The 24,121-nt window shown below is 71.1% G+C and carries 13 protein-coding genes; 2 read left to right on the top strand and 11 right to left on the bottom strand.

Annotated elements, in window-relative coordinates; all coding sequences use genetic code 11:
* Nucleotides 1-29: 29 nt before the first annotated feature.
* From ACIP9D_RS18695 to ACIP9D_RS18675, 5 genes are all read right to left on the bottom strand, one after another.
* Nucleotides 30-2,252: a DUF262 domain-containing protein gene (locus ACIP9D_RS18695; protein WP_350872538.1), complete on the bottom strand. Its 2,223-nt coding sequence runs from the start codon at nucleotides 2,250-2,252 to the stop codon at nucleotides 30-32.
* Between the two features lie 41 nt (nucleotides 2,253-2,293).
* Nucleotides 2,294-3,793, bottom strand: coding sequence for a class I SAM-dependent DNA methyltransferase (locus ACIP9D_RS18690; protein ID WP_350872536.1), 1,500 nt, complete (start codon nucleotides 3,791-3,793; stop codon nucleotides 2,294-2,296).
* Nucleotides 3,790-5,229: a restriction endonuclease subunit S gene (locus tag ACIP9D_RS18685; protein ID WP_350872534.1), complete on the bottom strand. Its 1,440-nt coding sequence runs from the start codon at nucleotides 5,227-5,229 to the stop codon at nucleotides 3,790-3,792. Before ACIP9D_RS18685 ends, ACIP9D_RS18690 begins: the two co-directional genes overlap by 4 nt.
* The gene (locus ACIP9D_RS18680) at nucleotides 5,226-8,717 is read right to left on the bottom strand and encodes a DEAD/DEAH box helicase family protein (protein ID WP_350872532.1); all 3,492 of its coding nucleotides are present in this window, start codon (nucleotides 8,715-8,717) and stop codon (nucleotides 5,226-5,228) included. Before ACIP9D_RS18680 ends, ACIP9D_RS18685 begins: the two co-directional genes overlap by 4 nt.
* A 202-nt stretch (nucleotides 8,718-8,919) precedes the next feature.
* Complete coding sequence (locus tag ACIP9D_RS18675) at nucleotides 8,920-9,138, bottom strand: winged helix-turn-helix domain-containing protein (protein ID WP_350872530.1); 219 nt, start codon at nucleotides 9,136-9,138, stop codon at nucleotides 8,920-8,922.
* A 262-nt stretch (nucleotides 9,139-9,400) separates the two neighbouring features.
* On the opposite strand from ACIP9D_RS18675, the gene ACIP9D_RS18670 reads away from it, so the two are divergent.
* Nucleotides 9,401-9,622, top strand: coding sequence for a hypothetical protein (locus ACIP9D_RS18670; RefSeq protein WP_350872528.1), 222 nt, complete (start codon nucleotides 9,401-9,403; stop codon nucleotides 9,620-9,622).
* A 60-nt stretch (nucleotides 9,623-9,682) separates the two neighbouring features.
* Here the strand turns inward: ACIP9D_RS18670 and ACIP9D_RS18665 are convergent, their stop codons facing one another.
* Both ACIP9D_RS18665 and ACIP9D_RS18660 read right to left on the bottom strand, forming a co-directional pair.
* A complete protein-coding gene (locus tag ACIP9D_RS18665) occupies nucleotides 9,683-10,555 on the bottom strand; it encodes a hypothetical protein (RefSeq protein ID WP_350872526.1) in 873 nt (290 codons plus the stop codon).
* Between the two features lie 3 nt (nucleotides 10,556-10,558).
* Nucleotides 10,559-13,273 carry an FtsK/SpoIIIE domain-containing protein gene (locus tag ACIP9D_RS18660; protein WP_350872524.1) on the bottom strand — a complete coding sequence of 905 codons (2,715 nt, stop codon included), beginning with the start codon at nucleotides 13,271-13,273 and terminating at the stop codon, nucleotides 10,559-10,561.
* Between the two features lie 284 nt (nucleotides 13,274-13,557).
* Between ACIP9D_RS18660 and ACIP9D_RS18655 the strand changes: the two genes are divergently transcribed.
* The gene (locus ACIP9D_RS18655) at nucleotides 13,558-15,096 is read left to right on the top strand and encodes a M1 family metallopeptidase (RefSeq protein ID WP_350872522.1); all 1,539 of its coding nucleotides are present in this window, start codon (nucleotides 13,558-13,560) and stop codon (nucleotides 15,094-15,096) included.
* A gap of 130 nt (nucleotides 15,097-15,226) precedes the next feature.
* Here ACIP9D_RS18655 and ACIP9D_RS18650 read toward each other — a convergent pair whose 3' ends face one another.
* The 4 genes from ACIP9D_RS18650 to gltB form a co-directional block, all read right to left on the bottom strand.
* Nucleotides 15,227-15,763 carry a hypothetical protein gene (locus tag ACIP9D_RS18650; RefSeq protein WP_350872520.1) on the bottom strand — a complete coding sequence of 179 codons (537 nt, stop codon included), beginning with the start codon at nucleotides 15,761-15,763 and terminating at the stop codon, nucleotides 15,227-15,229.
* Nucleotides 15,764-15,943: 180 nt separating this feature from the next.
* Nucleotides 15,944-17,509: an MFS transporter gene (locus ACIP9D_RS18645; RefSeq protein WP_350872518.1), complete on the bottom strand. Its 1,566-nt coding sequence runs from the start codon at nucleotides 17,507-17,509 to the stop codon at nucleotides 15,944-15,946.
* A 302-nt stretch (nucleotides 17,510-17,811) separates the two neighbouring features.
* Nucleotides 17,812-19,326, bottom strand: coding sequence for a glutamate synthase subunit beta (locus tag ACIP9D_RS18640; RefSeq protein WP_350872516.1), 1,515 nt, complete (start codon nucleotides 19,324-19,326; stop codon nucleotides 17,812-17,814).
* Nucleotides 19,319-24,004, bottom strand: coding sequence for a glutamate synthase large subunit (gene gltB, locus ACIP9D_RS18635; protein WP_350872514.1), 4,686 nt, complete (start codon nucleotides 24,002-24,004; stop codon nucleotides 19,319-19,321). Before gltB ends, ACIP9D_RS18640 begins: the two co-directional genes overlap by 8 nt.
* Nucleotides 24,005-24,121: the final 117 nt, after the last annotated feature.

Raw genomic sequence — 24,121 nt, 5'->3', positions numbered from 1 at the left:
GGGGTGAGGATCCAGCTAGCCCGACAACGCTATGTCGCAACCTCAAGCAGCCCGCGGGACAGCGCATCGGCCCGCACATCGTGCAGCGGAGTCAGCTTGTCGCCCCGGCGCACCTTCCACGCGCTCCAGCCGTTGATGGTCGCCTTACCGGTGACCGTCATACCAGCCGGCGAGGGAGACTCGAACGCCTCCCCGCTCTCCAACTCGATCTGCCCGGCCTCATTGATACGTGCGACGTATGGGACGCGCTTGTAGGTGAGGACCAACTCGGCGCCGGCGGTGAGCGCCCCTGCGGCAACCAGCCGAGCGACTGTGACGCCACCGAAATGAGCCCGGGTGCGTCTGGCGACGGCGGCAGACACACGCTGGACGGGGACGGGTGCCTCGGCGTTCTCGGCCACCTGAGGCGGGACAATGGGTGGAGGGATGAAGCCCAACCGCTTCGGATCCCAGATGATTTCGCACAGGCGCTCGTAGAGTTGCTGCCGCAGCTCGATGGCCGGCATGTCGAAGCGGGACACGGGATGGAAGATCTTCTCCAGCCGATGCTTCTTGACGACCCCCTCGGTGAAGGGCCGGTTGCGTTCCTGGGTCGCCTTGTGCAGCGACGCCGCCAGATAATTCTGGCCGCGGTACCACTCAATCTTCTGCTCGTACGGCGCGTCCTGGTAGCTGGCGTTGTGGGACTTCCTGAGCAGTAGCAGGGCCCCGATCCGGTTGCGTTGTACCCGGAAGACCGACTCGGTCTTCACCTCGGGCTGGTGACGCTCGAATTTGTTCGCCCAGATGTGCTCGATCTCGAACGGCTCATCCTTGTCCAGATACCGGACGATCTCGTTCGGTCGGCCACACTCGGTCTCCACGAAGGCCGTCAGCCGGGCGAGCAGATACCTGACCTGCGCCCGGTTGTCCGCTCGCAGCCCATACCGCTTGACTCCGGTGAAGTCGACATCGAGCTCAGCTATCCGCCGGCCCAGAGCCTTCGCAACCGCATCAATGTCCCGACAGGCGCGAAGATCGAGAATCACCGGCAGGACCTGGGCATCCAGATCATCCGGTTTCCCGATCCGGTTGTTAACGGCCATGCGGACGAACACCAGGTCGAGGTACGCGGCGACCAGGAACGACTTCTCCCGGAACTGTGCGTCGGTGTCGTCAGGGTCGATCGCGGCCAGCAGGAACGGCATCTGTTCGATCTCGTTCCTGGCATTGTAGAACAGTGGCTCCAGGCCCAGTTCCAGAACACTAGTCGCCGCATCCAGTGAGGCGTAGCGCCGCGAGAGCTGTGCGAGATCGTGTTCGATGAAACGCGCGAAGTCCGGTGAATGATTCAGGTTCATTCGGCGCGAGGCGTTCTCCTGCACCCAGCCGTGGAACGACACCGCGATGTCGGTGACCTCATCGGAGCTCTGTGCGTACCTGCCAACAAGCAGTGCTTGCAGGAACTTCGCTGCCGCGTGCGGGCCACGGTTGTCGATCCTCGCCAGGATGCCACTCCACGCCTCACCCAACCGGGGCAGGTTGTGCCGGTTGCTGGCGCAGCGCAGCAGGAAGCTTTTCAGCAGGTCAGCTGGACCGAGTTGTACCCCCCGATCGTTCATCGTCTCGAAGATCTCCCAGCCCTGCCGGCGGTCGTTCGCGTTGATGCCGACCAGGCAGACGCGGTTGAGCAGCCAGTGGATGAAGAGCGGCAGGGCTTCGTCGCGGATCGATTCCGGCAGCAGCCCGTCAAGCTCCTGGCTCCGCTCGTGCAGGTTGACGACCGAGGAGCTCGCGTCGGAGGGCAACGAGAACGGCTTGTCTTCGAAGATCGCATCGAGGACGGGTGCGCGCTCGTCGGACCGGATGACGTAGGCCCGCTCCCCGTACGAGCTGCCGGCGATGAGGGGCTCCAGGGCGGCGATGTCGCCGTGGTACTCGGGCCGCTCTGCCTCGACGGAGAGCCGGCGCAGGTGCAGGAGCAGCAGGTGCAGCGTCGTGATCCGTTGCTGTCCGTCGACGAGAGCAGCCACGTCGTCGTCCTGGTAGTAGACGAAGGGCCCGAGGAAGTACGGCCGGTAGTGGCGTACCTCCCGCCGCTCGTCACCGGGCGTCCAATCCTCGGCGAAGTGGTCCGTCAAGTCTTTAATGAGAGCCTTGACGTCCTTCCGGCCCCAGCTGTACTCACGCTGGTACGGATCGAGCCGGAACCTCAGAAGGCTGAACAGCTCCTTGATCGTGAAGCCGTCGCCACGGATGGGAGAGTCGGTCACGCCACCACCTCCATCGCCCTCGGCACAAGGGATCGGACAAGTCAGTTCGGGTCCGGCTGCACCTCTGATGCGGTCAGGGCTTCCGCGATGGCCGCGAACTCCCGTAGCGCCGCCTCCAGGTCCTCGACGATCTCCTGGGCGATCATCTCGGGCGGGAGCAGCGCGTCAGCGTCCTCCAGGGAGGCGTCCTTGAGCCAGGTGATGTCGAGGTTCACCTTGTCGCGGGCGATCAACTCCTCATATGAGAAGGCGCGGAACCGCTCGGTCTCGACCCGCTCGGCGCGGTCCTTGCCCGGGAGGTAGCAGTCGACGAAGTCCTGGAGGTGTTCGCGCCGCAAGGGGTTTTGCTTGAGCGTGAAGTGCTGGTTGGTGCGGAAGTCGTACACCCAGAGTTTTCGGGTCCACGGCTGTTCGCGGGCGCGCTTGCGCTCGAAGAAGAGCACGTTTGCCTTCACCCCGCCGGCGTAGAAGATGCCGGTGGGCAGGCGCAGCATGGTGTGCAGATCGTACTGCTTAAGCAGCCTGCGGCGGATGGTCTCCCCCGCGCCGCCCTCGAACAGCACGTTGTCCGGCAGGACAACGGCGGCCCGACCGTCGATTTCGAGCAGCGACGCGATGTGCTGGACGAAATTGAGCTGCTTGTTGGCCGTGGTGGCCCAAAAGTCGTTGCGTTCGACCTCCCGCTCTTCCCGGATGGATCGGCCGTCTTCGCCGACCATGCGGATCGAGGAGCTGCGACCAAAGGGCGGGTTCGCGAGGACCAGGCTGTAGTGGCGGTCCGGCTCCTTGCCGAGCGCATCCTTGATGGCGATCAGTGAGTCGCCGCTAGGCGTGCCGATGCCGTGCAACAGCATGTTCATCGCGGCGAGGCGGGCGGTGCCGTCGACCAGTTCGGTGCCGGTGATCGCGCCGTTGGCAAGCCGCCGCCGCTGATCCGGAGTGAGGGCGCTGCCGTGGTGTCGCTGAATGTGGTCGAACGCGGCGAGCAGGAAGCCGCCCGTCCCACAGGCCGGGTCGGTAATGGTGTCGTCAGGGGTGGGCAGCATGCAGTCGACCATCGCGGCGGTTAGCGCGCGGGGGGTGAAGTACTGCCCCGCGCCCGACTTGGTGTCCTCCGCGCCCTTGGCCAGCAACTCCTCGTAGGCGTCACCCTTGACGTCGACACCGGTCCCCGACCACTCCTCCTTGTCAATCAGGTCGACGATCAGCCGCTTGAGCTTTGCCGGGTCCTGGATCTTGTTCTGCGCCTTCCTGAAGATCGTGCCGAGCGTGCCGTCCTCTCGGGCTAACCCGGTGAGGATGTGCCGGTACTGCACCTCCAGGGCGTCACCCTCGGCGTCGAGCAAGGATTGCCAGCTCAGTTCGTCGGGCATGAGCTGCTCGGGCCGGATCGAACGATTGGCCCGCTCGTCGGCCATCTTGAGGAAAAGCAGGAACGTCAACTGCTCGACATAGTCGATGGTCGAGACGCCATCGTCACGCAGCACGTCGCAGTAGTTCCAGAGCTTCTGTACCAGCCGGCGCGAATCCACAGTGCTCACAGCGGCAGTGCCTCCTGCTGATAGTCGTCGCTGGTCACCTTGGTGGGCGAAGCGGCCAGCTCTTCTCGGCTACGCGCGGAGCGCGCCTTCTGTGGGGGGGATGTGGCTGCCCGTTCGTCCCGGACGCGCGCGATCAGCTCCGACGCCGGCTCGTCGTGCGAGTCCTGGGGGACAAGCCCGCCTGTGAACGCGACTCGGAGGAGCGCCGACCTTAGTTTGTCTCCTCGTCGGGCGGCAACTACAGCTTCCGACTTCAAGCGATCTACTGCTTCCAGTTGGGATGAAAGCTCAGCGGCAATCTCACCTTGGTCGACGGCTCGGGGAATTGGAATTTTCACATTCAGGAGAGCCTTTTGCGAGATGTTCCGCATGGAGTCCTTCGTCCCGGTTGCCCTTGCCGAAATCTGCTGCCGCACCAGCGGCGAAGCGAGCACATGGAGAAGCCATTCCTTGTTCACGTCGGACTTGACACGCAACCGCAAACTCTTGTCACTAAGCAACAGTTTCTGATCGCACTGCCGAACTATGACCGGTGCGCCAACATAGGCAGCCGTGTTAGCACGACTGATCAGTATATCGCCCTCATGAATCTGATGCGCCAACTCGATCGCACGACCATCAGGAACTGCTTTGTTTTCACTCGGCCGAAATTTACCCCATGTCATTGCGCTGACCTTGATCACGCCCCACTCATCCGATCGAGCGGGCCGCGGGGCACAGGTGAATGATTTTCCTGCGTCGATTCCATCGACGACGTCGCGAAGGAGCCCCCAGTGCCAGCCGTCCGGCAGGCGCGTCTCAGTATCGATGCCACCAAGGACTGCCCGTTGACGAAGCGAACGGACCAGTCCATTTACTCTGGCGCGGGCTCGCCAGACGTTATGCTGCGCCGCATCGAGGTAGGCGAGGCGGTCTTCGAGTGCGGCGACGATGCGGCGCTGCTCGGCGAGCGCAGGCACCATAAGACGGATTTTCTTAAGACTCGCTCCTGAGATTCCCGTCTGCCCGGAAGTTGTCCTCGCAGCAGCCCTGACTTGCGAGCGAATCTGCGGAGACTCAAATGCGAACCTGACATACTGGGGTTCGACCACCCGATTATCCACCCTAACCCGAATCAGCTTGTCCGGATAGGTGAGCGGCCCTACATCCTTCGGAACTATCGCGCAGGCGCCCACATACTCAATATTTCCGTTGTAGCGGGTAAAGATCAAATCGCCAGGCGCAACCAGCGCCCCTGACGCCTCCAGTTCTTTGAGACTGATCGCACTGTAGCGAATGTCGCTCGGATCCAACCGACCCGGCCGGACGGCGCTGATTCGGAGGATCGGAACACCGTCCGGGTCGACTCCAGGGCGAGAGACGAAGATTCCGTTCTGCACCGATTTCGCGACATCGCCGAGACAAACCTCGGCCCAGCCCGGAGGCAACTGGCTCACGCGGCCAGCTCCTGGTTCAGCTCGTTCAGCAACGGTTCGGCGCGCTTACCGAAAGCACCCGCATACCCATCGATCCCGCCCCGCTCGCTGAACGGCGCGCCCTCCAGATCATCGGGTGTGATCTCCACGCTGACCGCTATCACGTCCTTGATCCTCTCCAGCCACCACGTCTGATCGGCAGTGAACGTAGCGCCCGACTGTTCCTGCCGGAGCAGCCACCCACGGAAGCGCTCCTCGACGAGGCTGCGGTAGGGGCGCAACTCCTGATCGAGCCCCAACTCATACCGGATGAGGCTGACAAGATCGGTCACTCCCCTGCTGCCCGCCGAGTCCGCGGTGCGGCCGAGCAGCACGTACGACTTCCACAGCGACTCCGGCGTCCACGCCTGGGGCGGTCGGGCGATCCGTGCCGCCAGCTCCTTGAGCTGGTCGTACCCGACCCTCCCGCGCCCCTCGTAGAAGACCTGCAACGCGGTGATCTCGTCGCGATGCTCCTCCAGATAATCGTGCCAGCTCTTCACCGTGACCTGTGCGCGTTCCTCGGGCGGTACGCCGGCCGCAGAGATCAGCTTGTCGGCGTTCACCTCGTCGATGGTGATGTCATGTGCCCGTCGGATCTCCAGGATGCGTTCGCGCAGCGCCGGGTTCGAGGCGAGCGGGCGCAGCGCGCCGGCCAGCAGGTCACGTACGGCGTCCGGGCCAGCTTCCTTGGCCGGGTTGAGCTGTTCGGGGGCGACCGCGTCGACGAGGCCGCGCACGATCCCGGTCAGCGGCTGGTCGGCGAGGTTGGCCAGTTCGGCGCGCTCGTCGTCGGTCAACTGCTGCTCCAGCCGGGCCAGCCGTGCGGCGAGCGTGGCCACCTCGTCCGGGTCGGCGGTCAGGGTGCCGGCCTTCTTGAGCAGGTCACGCAGCGAGATCTGCCGTTCGGTGTGTCGTTGCAGGGGCACCGCCTCGTCCAGGTCTGCTTCGGTGACGCCCACCGCGTCGACGATGACGAACCGGTCCTTGACCTCGGCGTCGGGCGTGACGGCCTGGAATTCGGCAGCATCGATGGTGCGCGCGCCACGGCCCTTCATCTGCTCGAAGTAGGTGGCGCTGCGCACCGGCCGGAGGAAGAAGACACACTCCAGCGGCCGGACGTCGGTGCCGGTGGCGATCATGTCGACGGTCACCGCGATGCGCAGCTCCGGACTGTTGCGAAACGCCTGGATGAGGGTGTCCGGGTTGTCGCCACCCTTCCGCGAGGCATACGTGATCTTCGTGGCGAAGTCGTTGCCCCGTCCGAAGACGATCCGGACCATGGTGACGATCTCTTCGGCGTGGTTGTCGTCCCGCGCGAAGATCAGTGTCTTGGGCACGGTCTTCCGTCCAGGGAAGATCTCGGTGAACAGCCGTTTCCGAAACGTCTCCAGCACCAGCTTGAGCTGCCCCTTCGAGATCACCGAGCGGCCGACCTGGCTGCCGCCGTACGTGAAGTCGTCCTCCAGCTCCTGGTAGCGCTCGGCCCGGGTGCGGCGGTCGCGCAGCGGCACGACGGTGCCGGCCTCGATGTCGGCGCCCTTCTCGGTGATCTCCGTCTTGATCCGGTACACGTCGAAGCTGACGTTCACCCCGTCGGCGACCGCCTGCTCGTAGGTGTACTCGGACACCAGGTTCTGCTGGAAGAAGCCCAGCGTCTGCTTGACCGGCGTCGCCGTCAGTCCGACCACGAAGGCGTCAAAGTATTCGATGACGCCCCGCCACTTGCCGTAGATCGAGCGGTGACACTCGTCGACCACGATCAGGTCGAACGCCTCCGGCGGGAGCTGCCGGTTGTAGGCGACTTCGGCAGGTTCGTCCAGCTCGTAGTCGTCGTACGCCCGGTCGTCGAGATCCACGTCCGGCAGTTCGTCGCCGCGTAGCGCGCCGTAGAGACGCTGGATGGTGGAGATGACCACGGCGGAGGAGTCGAGCATGCCGGAGCCCGAGAGCCGATCGACGTTGTACAGCTCGGTGAACTTCCGCCCGTCGTCCGGGGTCTCGTAGCCCGCGTACTCCCGGAGGGTCTGCTTGCCCAGGTTGTTGCGGTCGACGAGGAAGAGGATCCGGGTGGCACGGGCGTGCTTGAGCAGCCGATAGCTGGATGTCACCGCGGTAAACGTCTTGCCGGCACCTGTGGCCATCTGGATCAGCGAGCGCGGCCGGTCCTCGGCGAGGGAGCGTTCCAGCCCGTCGATGGCGTCTACCTGAGCGGGCCGCAATCCGAGTCGATCCAGCGCCGGCATCCGCCGCAGCCGGGCCCGCAGCGTGGGCGCCGCCGGATCGTCGTCGGCCTCACGCATCCACCGCGCGAGCGTCTCGGGCCGGTGAAAGGAAAAAACCTCACGGGTACGCGGGAACGGGTCGAGCCGGTTGACGAAGGCCGTCTCGGTGCCCGTGGCGACGTAGCCGAACGGCAGCGGGTCGTCCCGGTGCCACGCAGCGAGTTTCTGCTCGGCGGTGAGCCCGTTGAGGTAACGGTCGAGCTGCGCTTCCACGCCGCGCGGCGCGGTCCCCTCGCGCTTTGCTTCGATCACCCCGACCAGCCGCTGGTTGACGTAGAGCAGGTAGTCGGCCCGGCCGGTCGCCAGGGTCACCTCGCGGACGGCTACGCCGGCGCCCGCATACAGGTTGAGCTGACCTTCGTCCTGGACGATCCAGCCGGCCGCGCTCAACTGCCGGTCGATCTCGACCCGGGTCTGCAACTCGTTGAGCGGCTCGTGCGAGGCACGCCGGGCGCGGGCGATGAACTCCTCCCGCCGAGCGGCCGAGACCTTCGCCGTCGCCTTGTTGTCGAGCGCTGCCTGCTCCGCGCGGGCCGCCGGCTCCAGGCTCGCCACGAGCGCGGCGGCCTGGTCGCGACGGGCGTCGGCGTCGCGGACGGCGCGCTCGGCGGCCACCGTCGCGTCCGCCTGGGCCTGCGCCAGCGACGGCTTGCCCTCCAGCAGCAGCTTGGTCTGCGCCAGCTCGTCCTTGTAACGCTGAATTTCCGCCTGGAGCCCGTCGGCGATGCTCTGTGGCACCTGGCGGGCCGGCGGGGACGGCGGCACGAATCCCAACGGCGTCCGATCGCCGGTCAGCGCCCGGTGGAACCAGACCCCCAACTCAAAGCAGGTGCGCAGCATGTCCAGCGCGGCGCGTACCTCGCCGAGGTGGTCGTGCACCGCCTTGTTGCCCTGATCCCGGAGGCGGTCGAACGCGTAGTACGTCTCCGCCACCAGCGTGCCGTCGCCGTACAGGGCCTGAACCCGGTGGTAGAAGTCGTTCTTCTGCGGCTTCGCGCCAGTGCGTCGGACGAGATCCTTGGCCAGCTCGTCGCCGAAGGCACGGATTTTGAACATCGCAGCCTGAGCGTCGACATAGACGAGCAACTCAGCACCCGCGCCGTACCAGACCAGCAACGGGTGCTCCTTGAGGAACCCGAAGTTGGCGGACTGCTCTGCCAGACGTCGTACCTGTCGAGGATCCACGACACTCCACGTCGCTAGCCTGCGGTGAACATGTCAGGATAGGGAAAAGCACCGATCCCCATCGCCCACACCACGGGCAGTGACAGCTATCCGACACAAAGGCATCGAGATGCCTGGGCCAGCTGTCATCCTGCCGCCCACGCGGCGGCCAGCCCAGGCGATTTCGTTCAACGTCTCAGGCGGTCTGCCCAATGGGACGCGCTCAGGGTTCGGCGATGTAAACGCCGACGCCAGGCACGCCGACAACGAGCCCCTCCGCCTTCAGGGTAAGCATCGCGTTACGCACCACGATCGCGGAGACGCCGTGAATCTGGCAGAGCTGCGCGGTCGACGGCAGCTTGTCGCCGGGCGACAACTCGCCTGAGGCAATCTGCTTGCGTATGTGCTCGGCAAGCTCAACCCACTTGGGGCTCGGTGGCATGGCGGTACTCCCTGGTCAGCACCGCCATTCGACCACTCCTCACCTTGTTATCGCAAGGGATAGCTTGACTGTGATAGCTTGTTATCATAGGCTGCCAACTGACCGGCTCCCTGGTCAGCACCCGAGGAGTTGGTCCTTCCCCACCGCGCGGAGAGCGCCCGGCCGGTCCCCCGACCGGCCGGGCGTGCCAAGGCGTGCCCCGCACGCCTTGCAGATGCAGCGCTGTCAGCAGCAAGGAGACCGACCCGACGGGAGCCCGCCGATGGCCGATCAACCGGACGAACCCGCTAACGACCCTGCCGCCCACCGCAGGCCAGATCACCGCCTCGTGTCCGATCAGGATGTCGAGGACGCTGACGACATCCTCTTCGCCCATCCGCCCCGTGTTGTGCGCCGCTGGCTCTGCGGGCGTGGTGCGGACTACCCCTGCCCCGACGTGCGCTTCGCTCTCCTGGTTAAGTCCACTGCCGAAGCCGGCGAATGAGAGCTGACGTGGTAGACCACCCTGCTGCACGTCCAGCGGTGACGATTGCCCGCCGACGAGTCAGCGCAGCGCGCGGAACAGCAGCAGGTAGGCGCAGTAAGCGGCCGGGACCAGCAGGAAGCAGAGCAGGAACCCGAGCGGCAGGTAGCGGGGCGGGGCGCCGGCGACCATGGCCGGACGCCCCCACCGGCCGAGCACCAGATATCCGGCGAAGAACGCCAGCGCGGGCAGCCCGGCGCAGATCCACGCGCCGAGGGTGAACCCGTCGACCAGGCCGATCCCGGAAGCGAGCACCAGGACCAGCATGAACACGCCGGCGGCGGCCCCGCACCCGGCGTAGACGGCGACCGCCCGGGCCAGCGGTGACCAGGTGGGCAGCAGCGTCGGCCGCTGGGCCAGCAGCTCCGCCTGCTGCCCGTGCCGGTCGGCCTCGTCGGCGTACCGCCGGGCCAGCTCCAGCTCCACCGTCGGGTCGGGCGTGCCGGCCCGCGGCGCCGGTATGCCGGCCGCCGTCGCGCCCTCCGCCGCGGGCAGCGCCAGCCGCGTCTCCCCGGCGACCGGGGCGTACGCCTCGACCGCCGGCCGCCCCGGGGCGGCGGCTGCGCCACCGGCGTCCACCGTTTCCGGTGCCGGGGGGCCGGGCGGCGTGCCCGCCTCCCCGTCGGCCTGCTGTGCCCCGGTCGGCTGACCGGGTGGGCCAGCCGGCGGGGCGGTCGGGGCGCCGGTGGGCGGACCCGGCGGTGGGGGTGGCACGCCGATCGCCCGGCCGAGCTGGTCGAGGCGCTGCCCCTGGGCGGTGAGCCGGTGGTGCAGGGAGTCGGCCGTCGCGTGCAGGTTGCGCCGGCGCTCGGTCTCCGCGGCGGCGTCCCGCTCGCCGGCCCGACGGTGCTCGGCGAGCTGTCGGGCCAGCGCCGCGTACTCCTCGAAGGTCACCGCTCAGCCCTCCCCGGCCAGCTCGTCGGCGTCCCGGGCGAACGGCACGATCAGCCGGGTGCGCTGGTCGTGCCGGTCGATCAGCAGCGCCCGGTCCGGCCGGGGGGTGTAGGCGAGGTCGTGCACGCCGAGGTGCAGCCCCAGCTCGCTGCCGGGCACGTTCAGCGCGACCAGGCAGGCCACGTCGTCGCGGTTCTGGGTGCCGCCGAGGTCGTCGGCGAGCCGGCGCAGCCCGCGCCACCAGCCGAGCAGGTGCACCCCGCGGCCCGGGCCGTTGCGCAGCAGGCTGCGCAGGTCGTCCAGGCCGGAGCGGAAGGTCTGCGGGTCGGGGGCGCCGAGCACGGTCGACGCGGCGTCCATGCCGAACCCGACGAGGAAGACCCGGCCGGCCGGCGCGGCGGCGGACCCGGCGGCCACCGGCTCGGTCGCCGTTGACTCGCCGCTCCCGCCCGGGCCGACGGCCACCGGACCCGCGCTCGCGGCGGGACCGGCCGGCGGGGACCAGGCGCTCGCGGCGGGGGCGGTGGGCGGCGACCCCGCGCTCGGGTCCGCCTCGGCGGCCGGCGGGCGGGGCCGGGCGGTCAGCTCGGCCAGGGCGGCGATCTGCTCGCGCACGCCGCTCGCGTCGAGTCGTCGCACGGAGTGCCCGGCGGCGGCGAGCACGGCGGCGGTCTCGTCGGCCACCGGATCGGCCGCAGCGACCAGCGGGGCGAGCAGGAACCGGCACTCCCCCGGAGCGTGCTGCCGGGCCAGGCTCAGCGTCGCGGCACGCAGCACGTCCGCGCCGGCGGCCGAGGTGCCGACCACGGCCAGGTGCCGGCCCGGGGTGGTGTCCATGATGAACAGTGCGGTGCTGCCGTGCACGTCGACCGTCCGGCCGACCAGGGCCAGCGGTCGCCGGCCGCCCGGACGCAGTCCGCCGAAGGTGGGGTCGTCCTCCAGCCGCGCGGCCTCGTAGCCCTTGAAGACCGCGGGCGGGCGCGCGCCGGCCGGGCGGGCCTGCCACAGCTCGTGGCGCAGCCGGGTCAGCTCGGCGGTGGCGGCGTGCGCGTCGGGAAACCGGACGACGGTGTCCGCGCCGACCGCGCCGGCGGCGGTGTTGACCACGGCCGAGCCGATCGGCAGCGCCGCCGCCGCGTCGTTGACCTGGCCGAGCACCCCGCCGCCGCCGGGCAGGGCGACCCGCAGCGCGAACTGCCCGAAGATCGCCTCGGCGCGGCCGTAGAGCGCCTCGATGCCGGTCATGCTCTGGCTGGCCAGCACCAGGTGCATGCCGTACGAGCGGCCCTTGCGGGCCAACTCCTCCAGCAGGTCGACCGACTCGCGGGCCAGCGCGTCGTTGCCGGCGAGCAGCACGTGGAACTCGTCGATCACCGCCACGACCCGCGGCACCGCGACGTCGCGGGGCAGGTCGGCGAGCTTGGTGACACCGTGCCGCTTGAGCGTGGTGGCCCGCCGGTGCAGCTCGCGGCGCAGCTCGCGGAGGACCGCGACGCCGTACTCGCGGTCGGACTCGATGCCGACCGCCCGGGCGTGCGGCAGCCAGGACGGGTCGCGCCCGGTCGGCACGAACTCGGTGAAGCTGACCCCCTCCTTGAAGTCGAGCAGGTAGAGCTGGAGCTCGGCCGGGGAGTAGCGGGCGGCCAGCCCGTAGAGCACGTCGAGGAGGAAGACCGTCTTACCGGCGCCGGTGCGCCCGCCGACCAGCCAGTGCGGGGTCGCGTCGTCGAAGGCGACGGTCACCGGCGCGCGGTCGGCCCGGCCGACCACGGTACGCAGGCCGTTGCTCGCCGATTCGGCCCACCGCCGCTCGGGCAGCAGCTCGGCGAAGCCCAGCTCGTCGCCGCGGCGCACGGCGGCGCCGAGGTGCTCGGCGAGCGCCCGGGTCGAGGCGGCCGGCGGGTCACCGTCGAGCAGCACCGGGGCGGCGAGACCGCTGCCGTCGGCGCTGAACGGGACGCCGGGCGGGTCACCGACGTACGCGTACCGGTCGGTCAGCCGGACCGCGGTGCTGGCGCCCAGCGACGGCGAGGTGTCGCCGGGCGGCCCGGGCGGGCGGCCGGCGACCAGGACGCAGACCGCGGCGGCCGGGCCGGCGTGGCTGAGCGCGGCGAGCCGGGCCAGCTCCCGCGGCGGCGGGGTGGTCGCGGCGACCACCAGCAGCAGCGGCCCGGCGGCGCCGTGCTGGGCCGCCCGGGCGTGCCGCTCGGCCGCGTCGAGCAGGGCGGCGACCTCGGCCTCGGTGGTTGCCGGCGGCTCGAGCACGCCGGCGTCCAGCAGCGGGCGCAGCGGCCCGAAGGTCGCGCCGAGCGCGGCGGTGTCGATGCCGGCGACCCGGACCTCGCCGGCGGGCGCGGTGGCGAGCAGCCGGAGCACCAGCGCGCGCAGCAGCCCGGCGACCCGGGGATCGCGGGCGTCGGCGTCGACCGTCAGGTGGTGGCCGCCGCCGAGCGGCACCAGCACCGGGAACGCTCCGTCCGGAGTGGACGCCTCGCCGATCCGCACCGGGACGGGCGCGCCGGTGAGTGCGGTGGCGCCGGGCGCCGGGGTGGCGAGCGCGCCACCGACCTCGGCGAGCCGGGCGACCAGGGCGCCGCCACCGAGCGCGGTGCCCGGCGCGGTTGCCGCGCCCAGCGCGTCACGGGCGGCGTCGAGGTGCGCCCGGGCAGCCCGGTGCGCGGTGACGGCCTGCCGGTACGCCGACGCGAGCCTGCCCACTGTCCGCCTCCCACGCCGCGGCCGTCCGGTCCGCGGAAACCCTAACGGACTCCGGTGACCACGGGACAGCACCGACGGCACGCGTCGCGGCGGCCGGCGGTCCACGGTGCTCGGCACGGGGGTCACCCGCGGCGGAGAGCGGCGCCCGACGGTCCGTCGGGACCGCCGGCCGCCGCCGGTCGGTGGATCAGGAGGAATGGTCGGGCCCGCGCGCCGGGGCGGACATGTTCACCGGCGTCGATTAGGTTGACGGGGCGAACACCCCGATGGAGGGAGTCCACCTCGTGCGACGAGTTCTCCGGGCGGCCATCGCCGTCCTGACCCTCACCGGCGCCGGCACTGTCGCCACCGGCGCGCCCGGCCACGCCGCCCTACCGGGCTGGGGCCGACCCACGGTCACCACTGCCGCACCGCAACCCGGCAGCCCGGGACTGGGCGACAGCTACTTCCCCGACTACGGCAACGGCGGCTACGACGTCGAGCACTACGACGTCCGGCTGCGCTACGACCCCGGCGCCGACCGGCTAAGCGGCACCACCACGATCCTGGCCCGGGCCACCCAGGACCTCTCCCGGTTCAACCTCGACTTCCTGCTCGACGTCGAGTCGGTCCGGGTCAACGGCTGGGCTGCCAGCACCGCCACCGAGGGCGCCCACGAACTGGTGGTCACCCCCACCCGCACCATCACCGCCGGCCAGCAGCTCACCATCGTGGTGCGCTACGCGGGCGTGCCGTCGGAGACCCTGGTCAACGGCTACACCGGCTGGACCCGCACCGACGACGGCGCGCTGGCGGTCAACGAGCCGGAGTCGGCGTGGTGGTGGTTCCCCAGCAACGACCACCCGCTGGACAAGGCCACCTACGACATCTCGGTCTCGGTGCCCACCGGGGTCGAGGTGATCAGCAACGGCGTGCAGCCCCGGCCGCCGCTGGCCGAGGCCGGCAACCGCACCCGGTGGATCTGGCGGACCACCTCCCCCACCGCCACCTACCTCGCCTTCCTGGCGATCGGCCAGTACGACATCGTCACCGACACCGCGCCCAACGGCCAGCCGGTGGTGAACGCGTACAGCACCACGCTTGGCGAGCTGGCGCCGGCCGCCCGGGCCAGCATCGAGCGGACCGCCGAGGTCGTCGAGTGGGCGAGCGGGATCTTCGGCGAGTATCCGTTCGAGGCGCAGGGCGGCGTCGCCGGGCCGGTCGACGGGATCACCTTCGCGCTGGAGACACAGACCCGGCCGGTGTACGGCCCGGGCTTCTGGCGTCGCGGCGCCAACACCTCGGTGGTGGTGCACGAACTGGCCCACCAGTGGTTCGGCGACTCGGTCTCGGTCAACGGCTGGCGGGACATCTGGCTCAACGAGGGCTTCGCCTCGTACGCCGAGTGGCTCTGGTCCGAGGAGCAGGGTGAGGGCACCGCGCAGGAGCTGTTCGACTTCACCTACGCCAGCTATCCGGCGGACTCCGAGTTCTGGCAGGTGCCGCCGGGCGACCCGGGCCCGGCACGGATCTTCGACGACGCGGTCTACGACCGGGGCGCGATGGCGCTGCACCAGCTCCGGCTGGCCGTCGGCGACGACGCGTTCTTCGCGATCCTGCCCGCCTGGACGGCCGAGCACCGCTACGGCAACGGCACGATCGCCCAGTTCCAGGCGCTCGCCGAGCGGATCTCCGGACTCGACCTGACCGACCTCTTCACCACCTGGCTGTTCACCGCGGGGCGCCCGGACGTGGCCGGTTCGGCGGCCCGGAAGGCGTCGCCGCCGGCCGAGCCGAAGTCCTGGGCCAAGATCCGGGAGGCACACCAGCTCCTGGCGCGCTGACCGCGGCTCGGCCCGTCATCGTGGCGGGCCGTCGGCGGTGACTCCCCGATGAGCGAGATGCCGGAGCGGATTGAATGTTCCGCTCCGGCATCTCGCCTTCTCGTGCACGTACCCGTCGACGGGCGGGCGGTCAGCGGGCGTCGGCGGGCGCCTCGTCGGCCGGCCGGACCGTCGGCCAGCCGCCCTGCGTCGCCTCGATCCGGCGGATGTGCCGGTAGGCGAGCCAGAGCGGCGGGAAGGCCCCGACGGCGAACGAGAGGTCGACAAGCGTCCAGAACCAGGGGATGTCCCGGATCGGCCCGCAGATCAGCGCCAGCGGCACGATCCCGGCGCAGGCGATCATCCCGAGCTGGACGACCCAGACGTTGCGCACCGGGTCGCGCAGCGGACCCCAGAACGCCACCGCCAGCACCAGGTGGGCGAAGGCGAGCCAGTCGGTGCCGTACAGCATGAACGGGTAGCGGTCCCCGGTCTCCACGAGTCCGGTGTGGACATGCTCGATCCAGGCGACCAGGGCCGGCAACCGGTCGGCGAGCGGGTCGAGCGCGCGCAGCAACCAGCGCACCTCGATCTCCAGCGGGAACGCGGTCACCCCGCTGAGAAAGAGCCCCACCACCACGACCGTCAGCCACCACCGGACCCGCCGGACCCGCTCCTCGGTGCTCATGGGCCGAGCCTAGCGATGATCTTCGTGGCCTTCCGTCCCGTAGGCCGACGACCGGGCGTGACCGCTGTCTCAACAGGACGACGGCCCGCGGGCGGACCGGCCGGACAGCTCACCAGGGCACGGCCGGCCCGTGCTCGCCGGTCAGGTACACCGGCGGGGAGCCGGCGTCGGGTCGACCGGTCAGGCCGTCGGCCGGTGGCCGGCTCCGTGCCCGCCGATCAGATCGCCGCCGCGCCGGGGTCGGGCCAGCGGGTCAGGTGGCCAGGGCGCGGCCGGCGGCGGGTCGGCCGGCGACCGCGGGGCGGGCCGGTCGCGGTCGCCGGCGGCCACGAGGTGGTGCGCAGACCGGACACGCCCGGCCGGTCGGGGTGTGCCGGCCGGTCCGGTCGGCACCGGCCGCGGCGCCACGGATCGGCGGTCGCCGGCGGCAGCGCCGACCGGCCGGACGAACCGGGCCGCGGTGCGCGCGGCCCGCCGCACCGGGCGCGACACGGACGGCACGGCCAGCGGCAGGCTGAGCCGGCGCGGCAGCCGACGTCCGCGTCGGCGGTCGAAGGCCACCCCCGCCGCCATGGTGGCGATCGCCGCCACGGTGCCCGCCAGGACCAGCGTCTGCCGGGGTCCGGCGTGTTCGGAGAGCCAGCCGAGCAGCGGCGCGCCCACCGCGGCCGAGATCGAGCCGGTGACCGCCAGCGCGGCGAGCACCCGACCCCGCATCGCGCCGTCGGTGTCGAGCTGGGCGCGGGTGCCGACGGTGGTATCGATGATCACGGCCGCGGCGGCGATCGGCAGGATCACCGCCGCGAAGCTCCAGACGCCCGGCGCGATGCCGGCGACGATCTGCAACGCGCTGGCCAGCAGACCCGCCCCGACCAGCGTGCGATAGCCCAGGTCGCGACGCCGGGCCGCGACGAGCGCGCCCAGCACCGTGCCGACGGCGAAGACGGTGGAGAGCACGCCGTAGCCGGACGCGCCGGCGGCGAGCGGCCCGTCGCTCATCGCCGCCATCGTCACCTGGTAGTTGCGGCCCAGGCTGCCCAGCACGAAGGACAGGGCGAGCGCCAGCAGCACCACCGGCTGGCGGCGCAGGTAGTCGAATCCGGCCCGGATGCCGTTGGCCGTCACGCCGCCGGCCGCCGCCAGCTGGTGCGGGTGGGTCTCCTGCTGTCGTACGGCGAACAGGGCCGCCACCACCGCGACGAAGCTGGCCGCGTTGATCCCGAAGAGCAGCGCGGGCCCGACCAGCGCGACCACGACGGCGCCGGCGCTCATGCCGAGGATGCGACCGGCGGAGTTGGTCAGCGAGCCGAGCGCCAGCGCGTTACCGAGCGTATTCCGGTCCACCAGGGTCGCGATCCAGCGCCCCATCACCGGGCCCTCGATCGCCGAGACGGCCCCGGTGGCCAGCGAGATCGCGTAGATCAGCGGAAGGCCGCCGAACCCGGTCAGGGCCACGGCAGCCAGCCCGGCGGCGAGTGCCGCGTGGACCGCCTGGGCGGCGATCAACAGCGGGCGGGCGGACAGCCGGTCGGCCAGTGCGCCGCCCCAGACGCTGAGCAGCAGCGTGGGCACCGCCTGGAGCAGCACGGTGACGCCCATGGAGGTCGCCGATCCGGTCTGCTTCAGCACGTACCAGTTGACCCCGAGGACCTGCATCCAGGTCCCGATGACGGAGACGAACCCGGCCAGCGCCCAGATCCGGTAGTTCCGGTGGCGCAGCGCGGCGAACGTGGCACCTGCGGCCACGGCGATCCTCCCGTAGGAACGGCGACATGACGATGACGCCGAACATGGTGGGATCGGCAGCGCACAAGTCTGGCCACTGCCGGCGTGCGCTGCCGCTGTTCGTGACCGGTCTCACCGGCCCGGAGCGGCGGGTTGACGCAGGTCACGCCGTATCCCGGCCGCGCGACCGCCGGACGGCGCGGGACCGGACGATCCGCCGGTACCGGACGGCGGTGACACACCGGCGGAGCCGTGCGGACAACGGCCGCCGCCCCCGGGAAGGCATCCCGGAAGCGGCGGCCGTCGGCCGCGGGTGGGTCGGGTCAGCGCGCGGCGAGCGGCTGCGCGGCCGAGCCGACCGGCGCCGGCAACGCGCCGCCGGCACCGAGGTAGGCGTGGATGGCGGCGGCCGCCGCCCGCCCCTCGGCGATCGCCCAGACGATCAGCGAGGCGCCCCGGTGCATGTCTCCGGCGACGAAGACGCCTTCGCCGCTCTGCCAGTCCGGCCCGGCGTCCACCGCACCGCGGGCGTTGCGGACCACCCCGAACTGCGCCAGCAGCGGCTGCTCCTCGGTGCCCTCGAAACCGATCGCCAGCAGCACCAGGTCGGCGGGCAACTCCCGCTCACTGCCGGGCAGCACCGTGACCGTCCGCCGGCCGTCCCGCTTCTCCACGGTCACCTCGGCGATCCGGACCGCCCGCACCTGGCCGGTGCCGTCGTCGACGAACTCCTGCACCGCCACCGCGAAGACCCGCTCGCCGCCCTCCTCGTGGGCGGGGTAGCTGCGCAGGATCCACGGCCAGGTCGGCCACGGGTCGCGCTCCTCGTCACGAGCCTGCGGCGGCCTCGGGTAGAGGTCGAGCTGGTGCACCCCGGCCGCGCCCTGGCGGTGGGCCACACCGAGGCAGTCCGCCGCGGTGTCGCCGCCGCCGATGATCACCACGTGCTTGCCGGCCGCGTCGATCGGCGTGCCGTCCGGCAACACCGCCAGCGCCGGTCGACCCTCGCCCGCCGCCGCGACCACCCGGTTGGCCGCGACCAGGTGTGCCATCGCCTGGTGCACGCCGCGCAGCTGCCGGCCCGGGGTCTGCGGGGTGTCCCGGCCGGCCAGCGCGCCGCAGGCCAGCAGCACGGCGTCGTGCCGGGCCCGCAGCTGCTCGGCGGTGACGTCGACGCCGACGTTCACTCCGGTGCGGAACTCGACCCCCTCGGCAGCGAGCTGGGCCAGCCGCCGGTCGACGTGCTGCTTCTCCAGCTTGAAGTCGGGAATGCCGTAGCGGAGCAGCCCGCCGATTGCGTCGTCCCGCTCGTACACCGTCACCGCGTGCCCGGCGCGGGCCAGCTGCTGGGCGGCGGCGAGGCCGGCCGGCCCGGAGCCGACCACGGCGACCGAGCGACCGGTGGGCGCCGGCGCCGGCACCGGCCGCAGGCCGCCCCGGGCGACGGCGGCGTCCGCGATCTCCACCTCGACCTGCTTGATGGTGACCGGCTCGCCCCCGGCGATGCCGAGCACGCAGGCGGCCTCGCAGGGCGCCGGGCAGAGCCGCCCGGTGAACTCGGGGAAGTTGTTGGTCGCATGCAGCGACTCCACCGCCGCGTCCCAGTTGCCGGTCCGGACCAGGTCGTTCCAGTCCGGGATCCGGTTGCCCAGCGGGCAGCCGGCGGTGTCGCTGTGGCAGAACGGGATGCCGCAGTCCATGCAGCGGGTGGCCTGCTCGCGGATCAGCTCCTCGCCGGCCGGCGGGTACACCTCCCGCCAGTCGCTGATCCGCACCGGCACCGGCCGGCGGGCCGGCATCCGCCGCGGATAGCGCAGGAAACCGTTCGGGTCAGGCACGAGCCACCTCCTGGGCGGCCGCCCGCGGGGCGGGCGGCACCGCGGTGGGCGCAGTGAGTGCGCTCATCACCGCGTCGTCGACGTCACGGCCGGCGGCTTCGGCGGCCCGCATGATCTCCATGACCCGGCGGTAGTCCCGGGGCACCACCGCGGTGAACTCCTCCACCGCCTCCGGCCAGCGCTTGAGCAGCTCCTCGGCGACCGCTGAGTCAGTCTCCGCGAGGTGACGCTGCACCAGCTCGTGCAGCACCGCCTGCTCCTCCTCGCGCAGCGGCGCCAGGTCGACCAGATCGGAGTTGACCCGGGCTCGGTCGAGCCGGTGGACGAAGGCGGTACCGCCCGACATGCCGGCGGCGAAGTTACGCCCGGTCGGACCGAGCACCACCACCGTCCCGCCGGTCATGTACTCACACCCGTGGTCGCCGACGCCCTCGACGACGGCCACCGCGCCGGAGTTACGCACCGCGAAGCGCTCACCGACCCGCCCGCGCAGGAACACCTCGCCGGCGGTGGCGCCGTAGAGGATGGTGTTGCCGGCGACGATCTGGTCCTCGGCCCGCTCCCCGGTGGCGGCGTCCGGGTCGACGAACGGCGCCGCCGGATCCGGTCGGACGATGACCCGCCCGCCGGAGAGACCCTTGCCCACGTAGTCGTTGGCGTCACCGTGCAGCCGCAGGGTCACCCCGCGGGGCAGGAACGCGCCGAAGGACTGCCCGGCGGTGCCGCGCAGGGCGAACTCGATCGTGTCGGTGGGCAGCCCGGCCCCGCCGTGGCGGCGGGTCACCTCGCCGCCGAGCATCGCGCCGACGCTGCGGTGGTCGTTGCGGATGTCCACCTCGACCCGGACCGGGGTGCCGTCGCGCAGGGCCGGCCCGGCGAGGGCGATCAGCTCGTTGTCCAACGCCCGGTCCAGCCCGTGGTCCTGGGCCCGGATGCCGCGCCGGGCCGCGTCCGGCGGCAGCTCCGGCAGGTGCAGCACGGGCGCCAGGTCCAGGCCGTGCGCCTTCCAGTGCTCCACCGCCGGTACGACGTCGAGCAGCTCGGTGTGCCCGATCGCCTCCTCGATCGACCGGAAGCCCAGCTCGGCCAGGTAGCCGCGGACCTCCTCGGCGAGGAAGAGGAAGAAGTTCTCCACGAACTCGGGCGTACCGGTGTACCGCTCCCGCAGCACCGGGTTCTGGGTGGCGATGCCGACCGGGCAGGTGTCCAGGTGGCAGACCCGCATCATCACGCAGCCGGCGACGATCAGCGGCGCGGTGGCGAAGCCGAACTCCTCGGCGCCGAGCAGCGCCGCGACCAGCACGTCCCGGCCGGTCTTGAGCTGGCCGTCGACCTGCACGGTCACCCGGTCACGGAGCTTGTTCAGCAGCAGCGTCTGCTGCGCCTCGGCCAGCCCCAGCTCCCAGGGGGTGCCGGCGTGCTTGAGCGAGTTGAGCGGGGACGCGCCGGTGCCGCCGTCGTGGCCGGAGATCAGGATGACGTCCGCCTTGAGCTTCGCCACCCCCGCCGCGACGGTGCCGACGCCGACCTCGCTGACCAGCTTGACGTGCACCCGGGCGGCCGGGTTGACGCACTTCAGGTCGTGCACCAGCTGGGCGAGGTCCTCGATGGAGTAGATGTCGTGGTGCGGCGGCGGGGAGATCAGGCCGACGCCCGGGGTGGCGTGCCGGGTCCGGGCGATCCAGGGCCAGACCTTGTTGCCCGGCAGCTGGCCGCCCTCGCCGGGCTTGGCGCCCTGGGCCATCTTGATCTGGAGATCGTCCGCGTTGACCAGGTATTCGCTGGTCACCCCGAACCGCCCGCTGGCGATCTGCTTCACCGCCGAGCGTCGGGCCGGGTCGTAGAGCCGCTCGACGTCCTCGCCGCCCTCGCCGGTGTTGGACTTGCCGCCGAGCCGGTTCATCGCGATCGCGAGCGTCTCGTGCGCCTCGGCGGAGATCGACCCGTACGACATGGCGCCGGTGGCGAACCGCTTGACGATCTCGGTGGCTGGCTCCACCTCGTCGAGCGGCACCGGCGGGCGCACCCCGGTACGCAGGGCGAACAGGCCGCGCAGCGAGCCGGTCCGCGCGGCCAGCTCGTCCACCTTGGCGGTGTACCGCTGGAAGATCTCGTACTGGCGGGTGCGGGTGGCGTGCTGGAGCAGGAAGACCGTCTCCGGGTTGAACAGGTGCAGCTCACCCTCGCGGCGCCACTGGTACTCGCCGCCGACCTCCAGCCGGTCGGAGGCCGGGGTGCCGGTGGGCGGCCAGGCCAGGGCGTGCCGGGCGGCGACCTCGGCGTGGATGCCGGCCAGGCCGATCCCGCCGATCTTGCTGGGAGTGCCCCGGAAGTAGCGCTGGACCAGGCGGGCCTCCAGGCCGACCGCCTCGAAGACCTGGGCGCCGCAGTACGACGACACCGTCGAGATGCCCATCTTGGACATGATCTTCAGAACGCCCTTGCCGAGCGCCTTGACGTAGTTGCGCACCGCGGTGGCCGGGTCCGTGCCGACCAGCGCGCCGGTGGAGATCATGTCCTCCACCGACTCGAAGGCCAGGTACGGGTTGACCGCCGCCGCGCCGTAGCCGATCAGCACCGCCGCGTGGTGCACCTCGCGGCAGTCGCCGGACTCGACGATCAGCGCCACCTGGGTACGGGTCTGCTCGCGGACCAGGTGCTGGTGCACCGCCGCGGTGAGCAGCAGCGACGGGATCGGGGCCAGGTCGGCGTTGGAGTCCCGGTCGGAGAGGACCAGGATCCGCACCCCGTCCTCGATCGCCTCGGAGACGTGCCGGCAGATCTCGGTGAGCCGGGCCTTGATCCCGGCGCCGCCGTCGCGGACCCGGTAGAGCCCGGAGACCCGGACCGCCTTGAAGCCGGGCAGGTCGCCGTCCTCGTCGATGGAGAGGATCTTGGCCAGCTCGTCGTTGTCGATAACCGGGTAGGGCAGCACGATCTGCCGGCAGCTCGCCGGGCCCGGGTCGAGCAGGTTGCCCTCCGGGCCGATGGTGGAGCTGAGGCTGGTCACCAGCTCCTCACGGATGGCGTCCAGCGGCGGGTTGGTGACCTGCGCGAAGAGCTGATGGAAGTAGTCGTAGAGCAGCCGCGGCCGGGTGGAGAGCGGGGCGATCGGGGTGTCCGTGCCCATCGAGCCGATCGGCTCTGCGCCGTTGCGGGCCATCGGCGCGAGGAGGATCTTCAGCTCCTCCTCGGTGTAGCCGAAGGTCTGCTGCCGGCGCCGGACCGAGTCGTGGGTGTAGACGATGTGCTCGCGGGCCGGCAGGTCGGTCAGCTCGATCAGCCCGGCGTGCAGCCAGTCCCCGTACGGCTGGGCGGCGGCCAGCTCGGCCTTGATCTCCTCGTCGTGCACGATCCGGCCGGCCACGGTGTCGACCAGGAACATCCGACCCGGCTGGAGCCGCCCCTTGGCGACCACCCGGGCCGGGTCGAGGTCGAGCACGCCCGCCTCGCTGCCGAGCACCACGAGACCGTCGTCGGTACGCCACCAGCGCCCCGGGCGCAGCCCGTTGCGGTCCAGCACCGCGCCGACGATCTCGCCGTCGGTGAAGGCGACCGAGGCCGGGCCGTCCCACGGCTCCATCAGGCTGGCGTGGAAGCGGTAGAAGGAGCGCTTGTCCGGGCGCATGCCCGGGTCGTTCTCCCACGCCTCGGGGATCATCATCAGCACCGCGTGCGGCAGGCTCCGCCCGGCCAGGTGCAGCAGCTCCAGCACCTCGTCGAAGTTGGCCGAGTCGGAGGCGCCGGGCGTGCAGACCGGGAAGATCCGCCGGATGTTGCCGGGCAGGCCCGGGGTACGCAGCAGCGCCTCGCGGGCCTGCATCCAGTTCCGGTTGCCGCGGATCGTGTTGATCTCACCGTTGTGGGCGATGAACCGGTACGGGTGCGCCAGCGGCCAGGACGGGAAGGTGTTGGTGGAGAACCGGGAGTGCACCAGCGCGATGGCGCTGCGCACCCGCTCGTCGGTCAGCTCGGGATAGAACTCCGGCAGCTGGTCGGGGGTGAGCATCCCCTTCCAGACCATCGTCCGCGCCGACAGCGACGGGAAGTATGCCGGGGCGCCGCGCTCGGCGCTCTCCCGCTCGGCCTGCTTGCGCACGCAGAACGCCACCCGGTCCAGCTCGAGGCCGTCCAGCGCCGAGCCGGCCGGCCCGGCGGGCGAGTCGGTCAGCCGGTGGGCGGCGAGGAAGAGCTGGCGGATCCGCGGCAGGGCGGCCAGCGCCGTCTCGCCCAGCCCGCTCGGGTCGACCGGCACGTCCCGCCAGCCGAGCAGCTCGGCCCCCTCGACCAGGGCGTACTTCTCCACCACCCGGCGGGCGAGGGCCTCGGCGGCGTCGTCGTCTGGGAGGAAGACCAGACCGGTGGCGTACTCGCCGGCGGGCGGCAGCGGGAAGTCCACCACCGCGCGCAGGAAGGCGTCCGGCACCTGGATCATGATGCCCGCGCCGTCGCCGGTGTTCGGTTCCGCGCCGCGGGCGCCCCGGTGGTCCAGCCGACAGAGCGCGCCGAGACCGTTCTCGACGACCGCGTGCGAGCGGCGGCCGTACAGGTCCGCCACGAAGGCCACGCCGCACGCGTCGTGCTCCTGAGCGGGGTCGTATAGCCCGGCCGCGGGCACGCCGAGGGTCGGGGCCGACTGCGGCTGGTGCGGGTACGGGTACGGGTACGGAAAGGCCACCGGGCCTCCTGTCGTCACTCAGGTTGGAGCATGGTCGGGACGACGTCGGCCCTCGTGGGTCTATTGAGTCTACGTTAGGGCGGGGGCCGCAAGGCCAGTCCAGATTGATCACACCTT

The organism is Micromonospora sp. NPDC093243 (genome assembly GCF_044753725.1).
Classification (GTDB): Bacteria; Actinomycetota; Actinomycetes; order Mycobacteriales; family Micromonosporaceae; genus Micromonospora.
The sequence above is the reverse complement of the archived record's forward strand: the minus strand, read 5'-3'. Positions and strand labels throughout refer to the sequence as shown.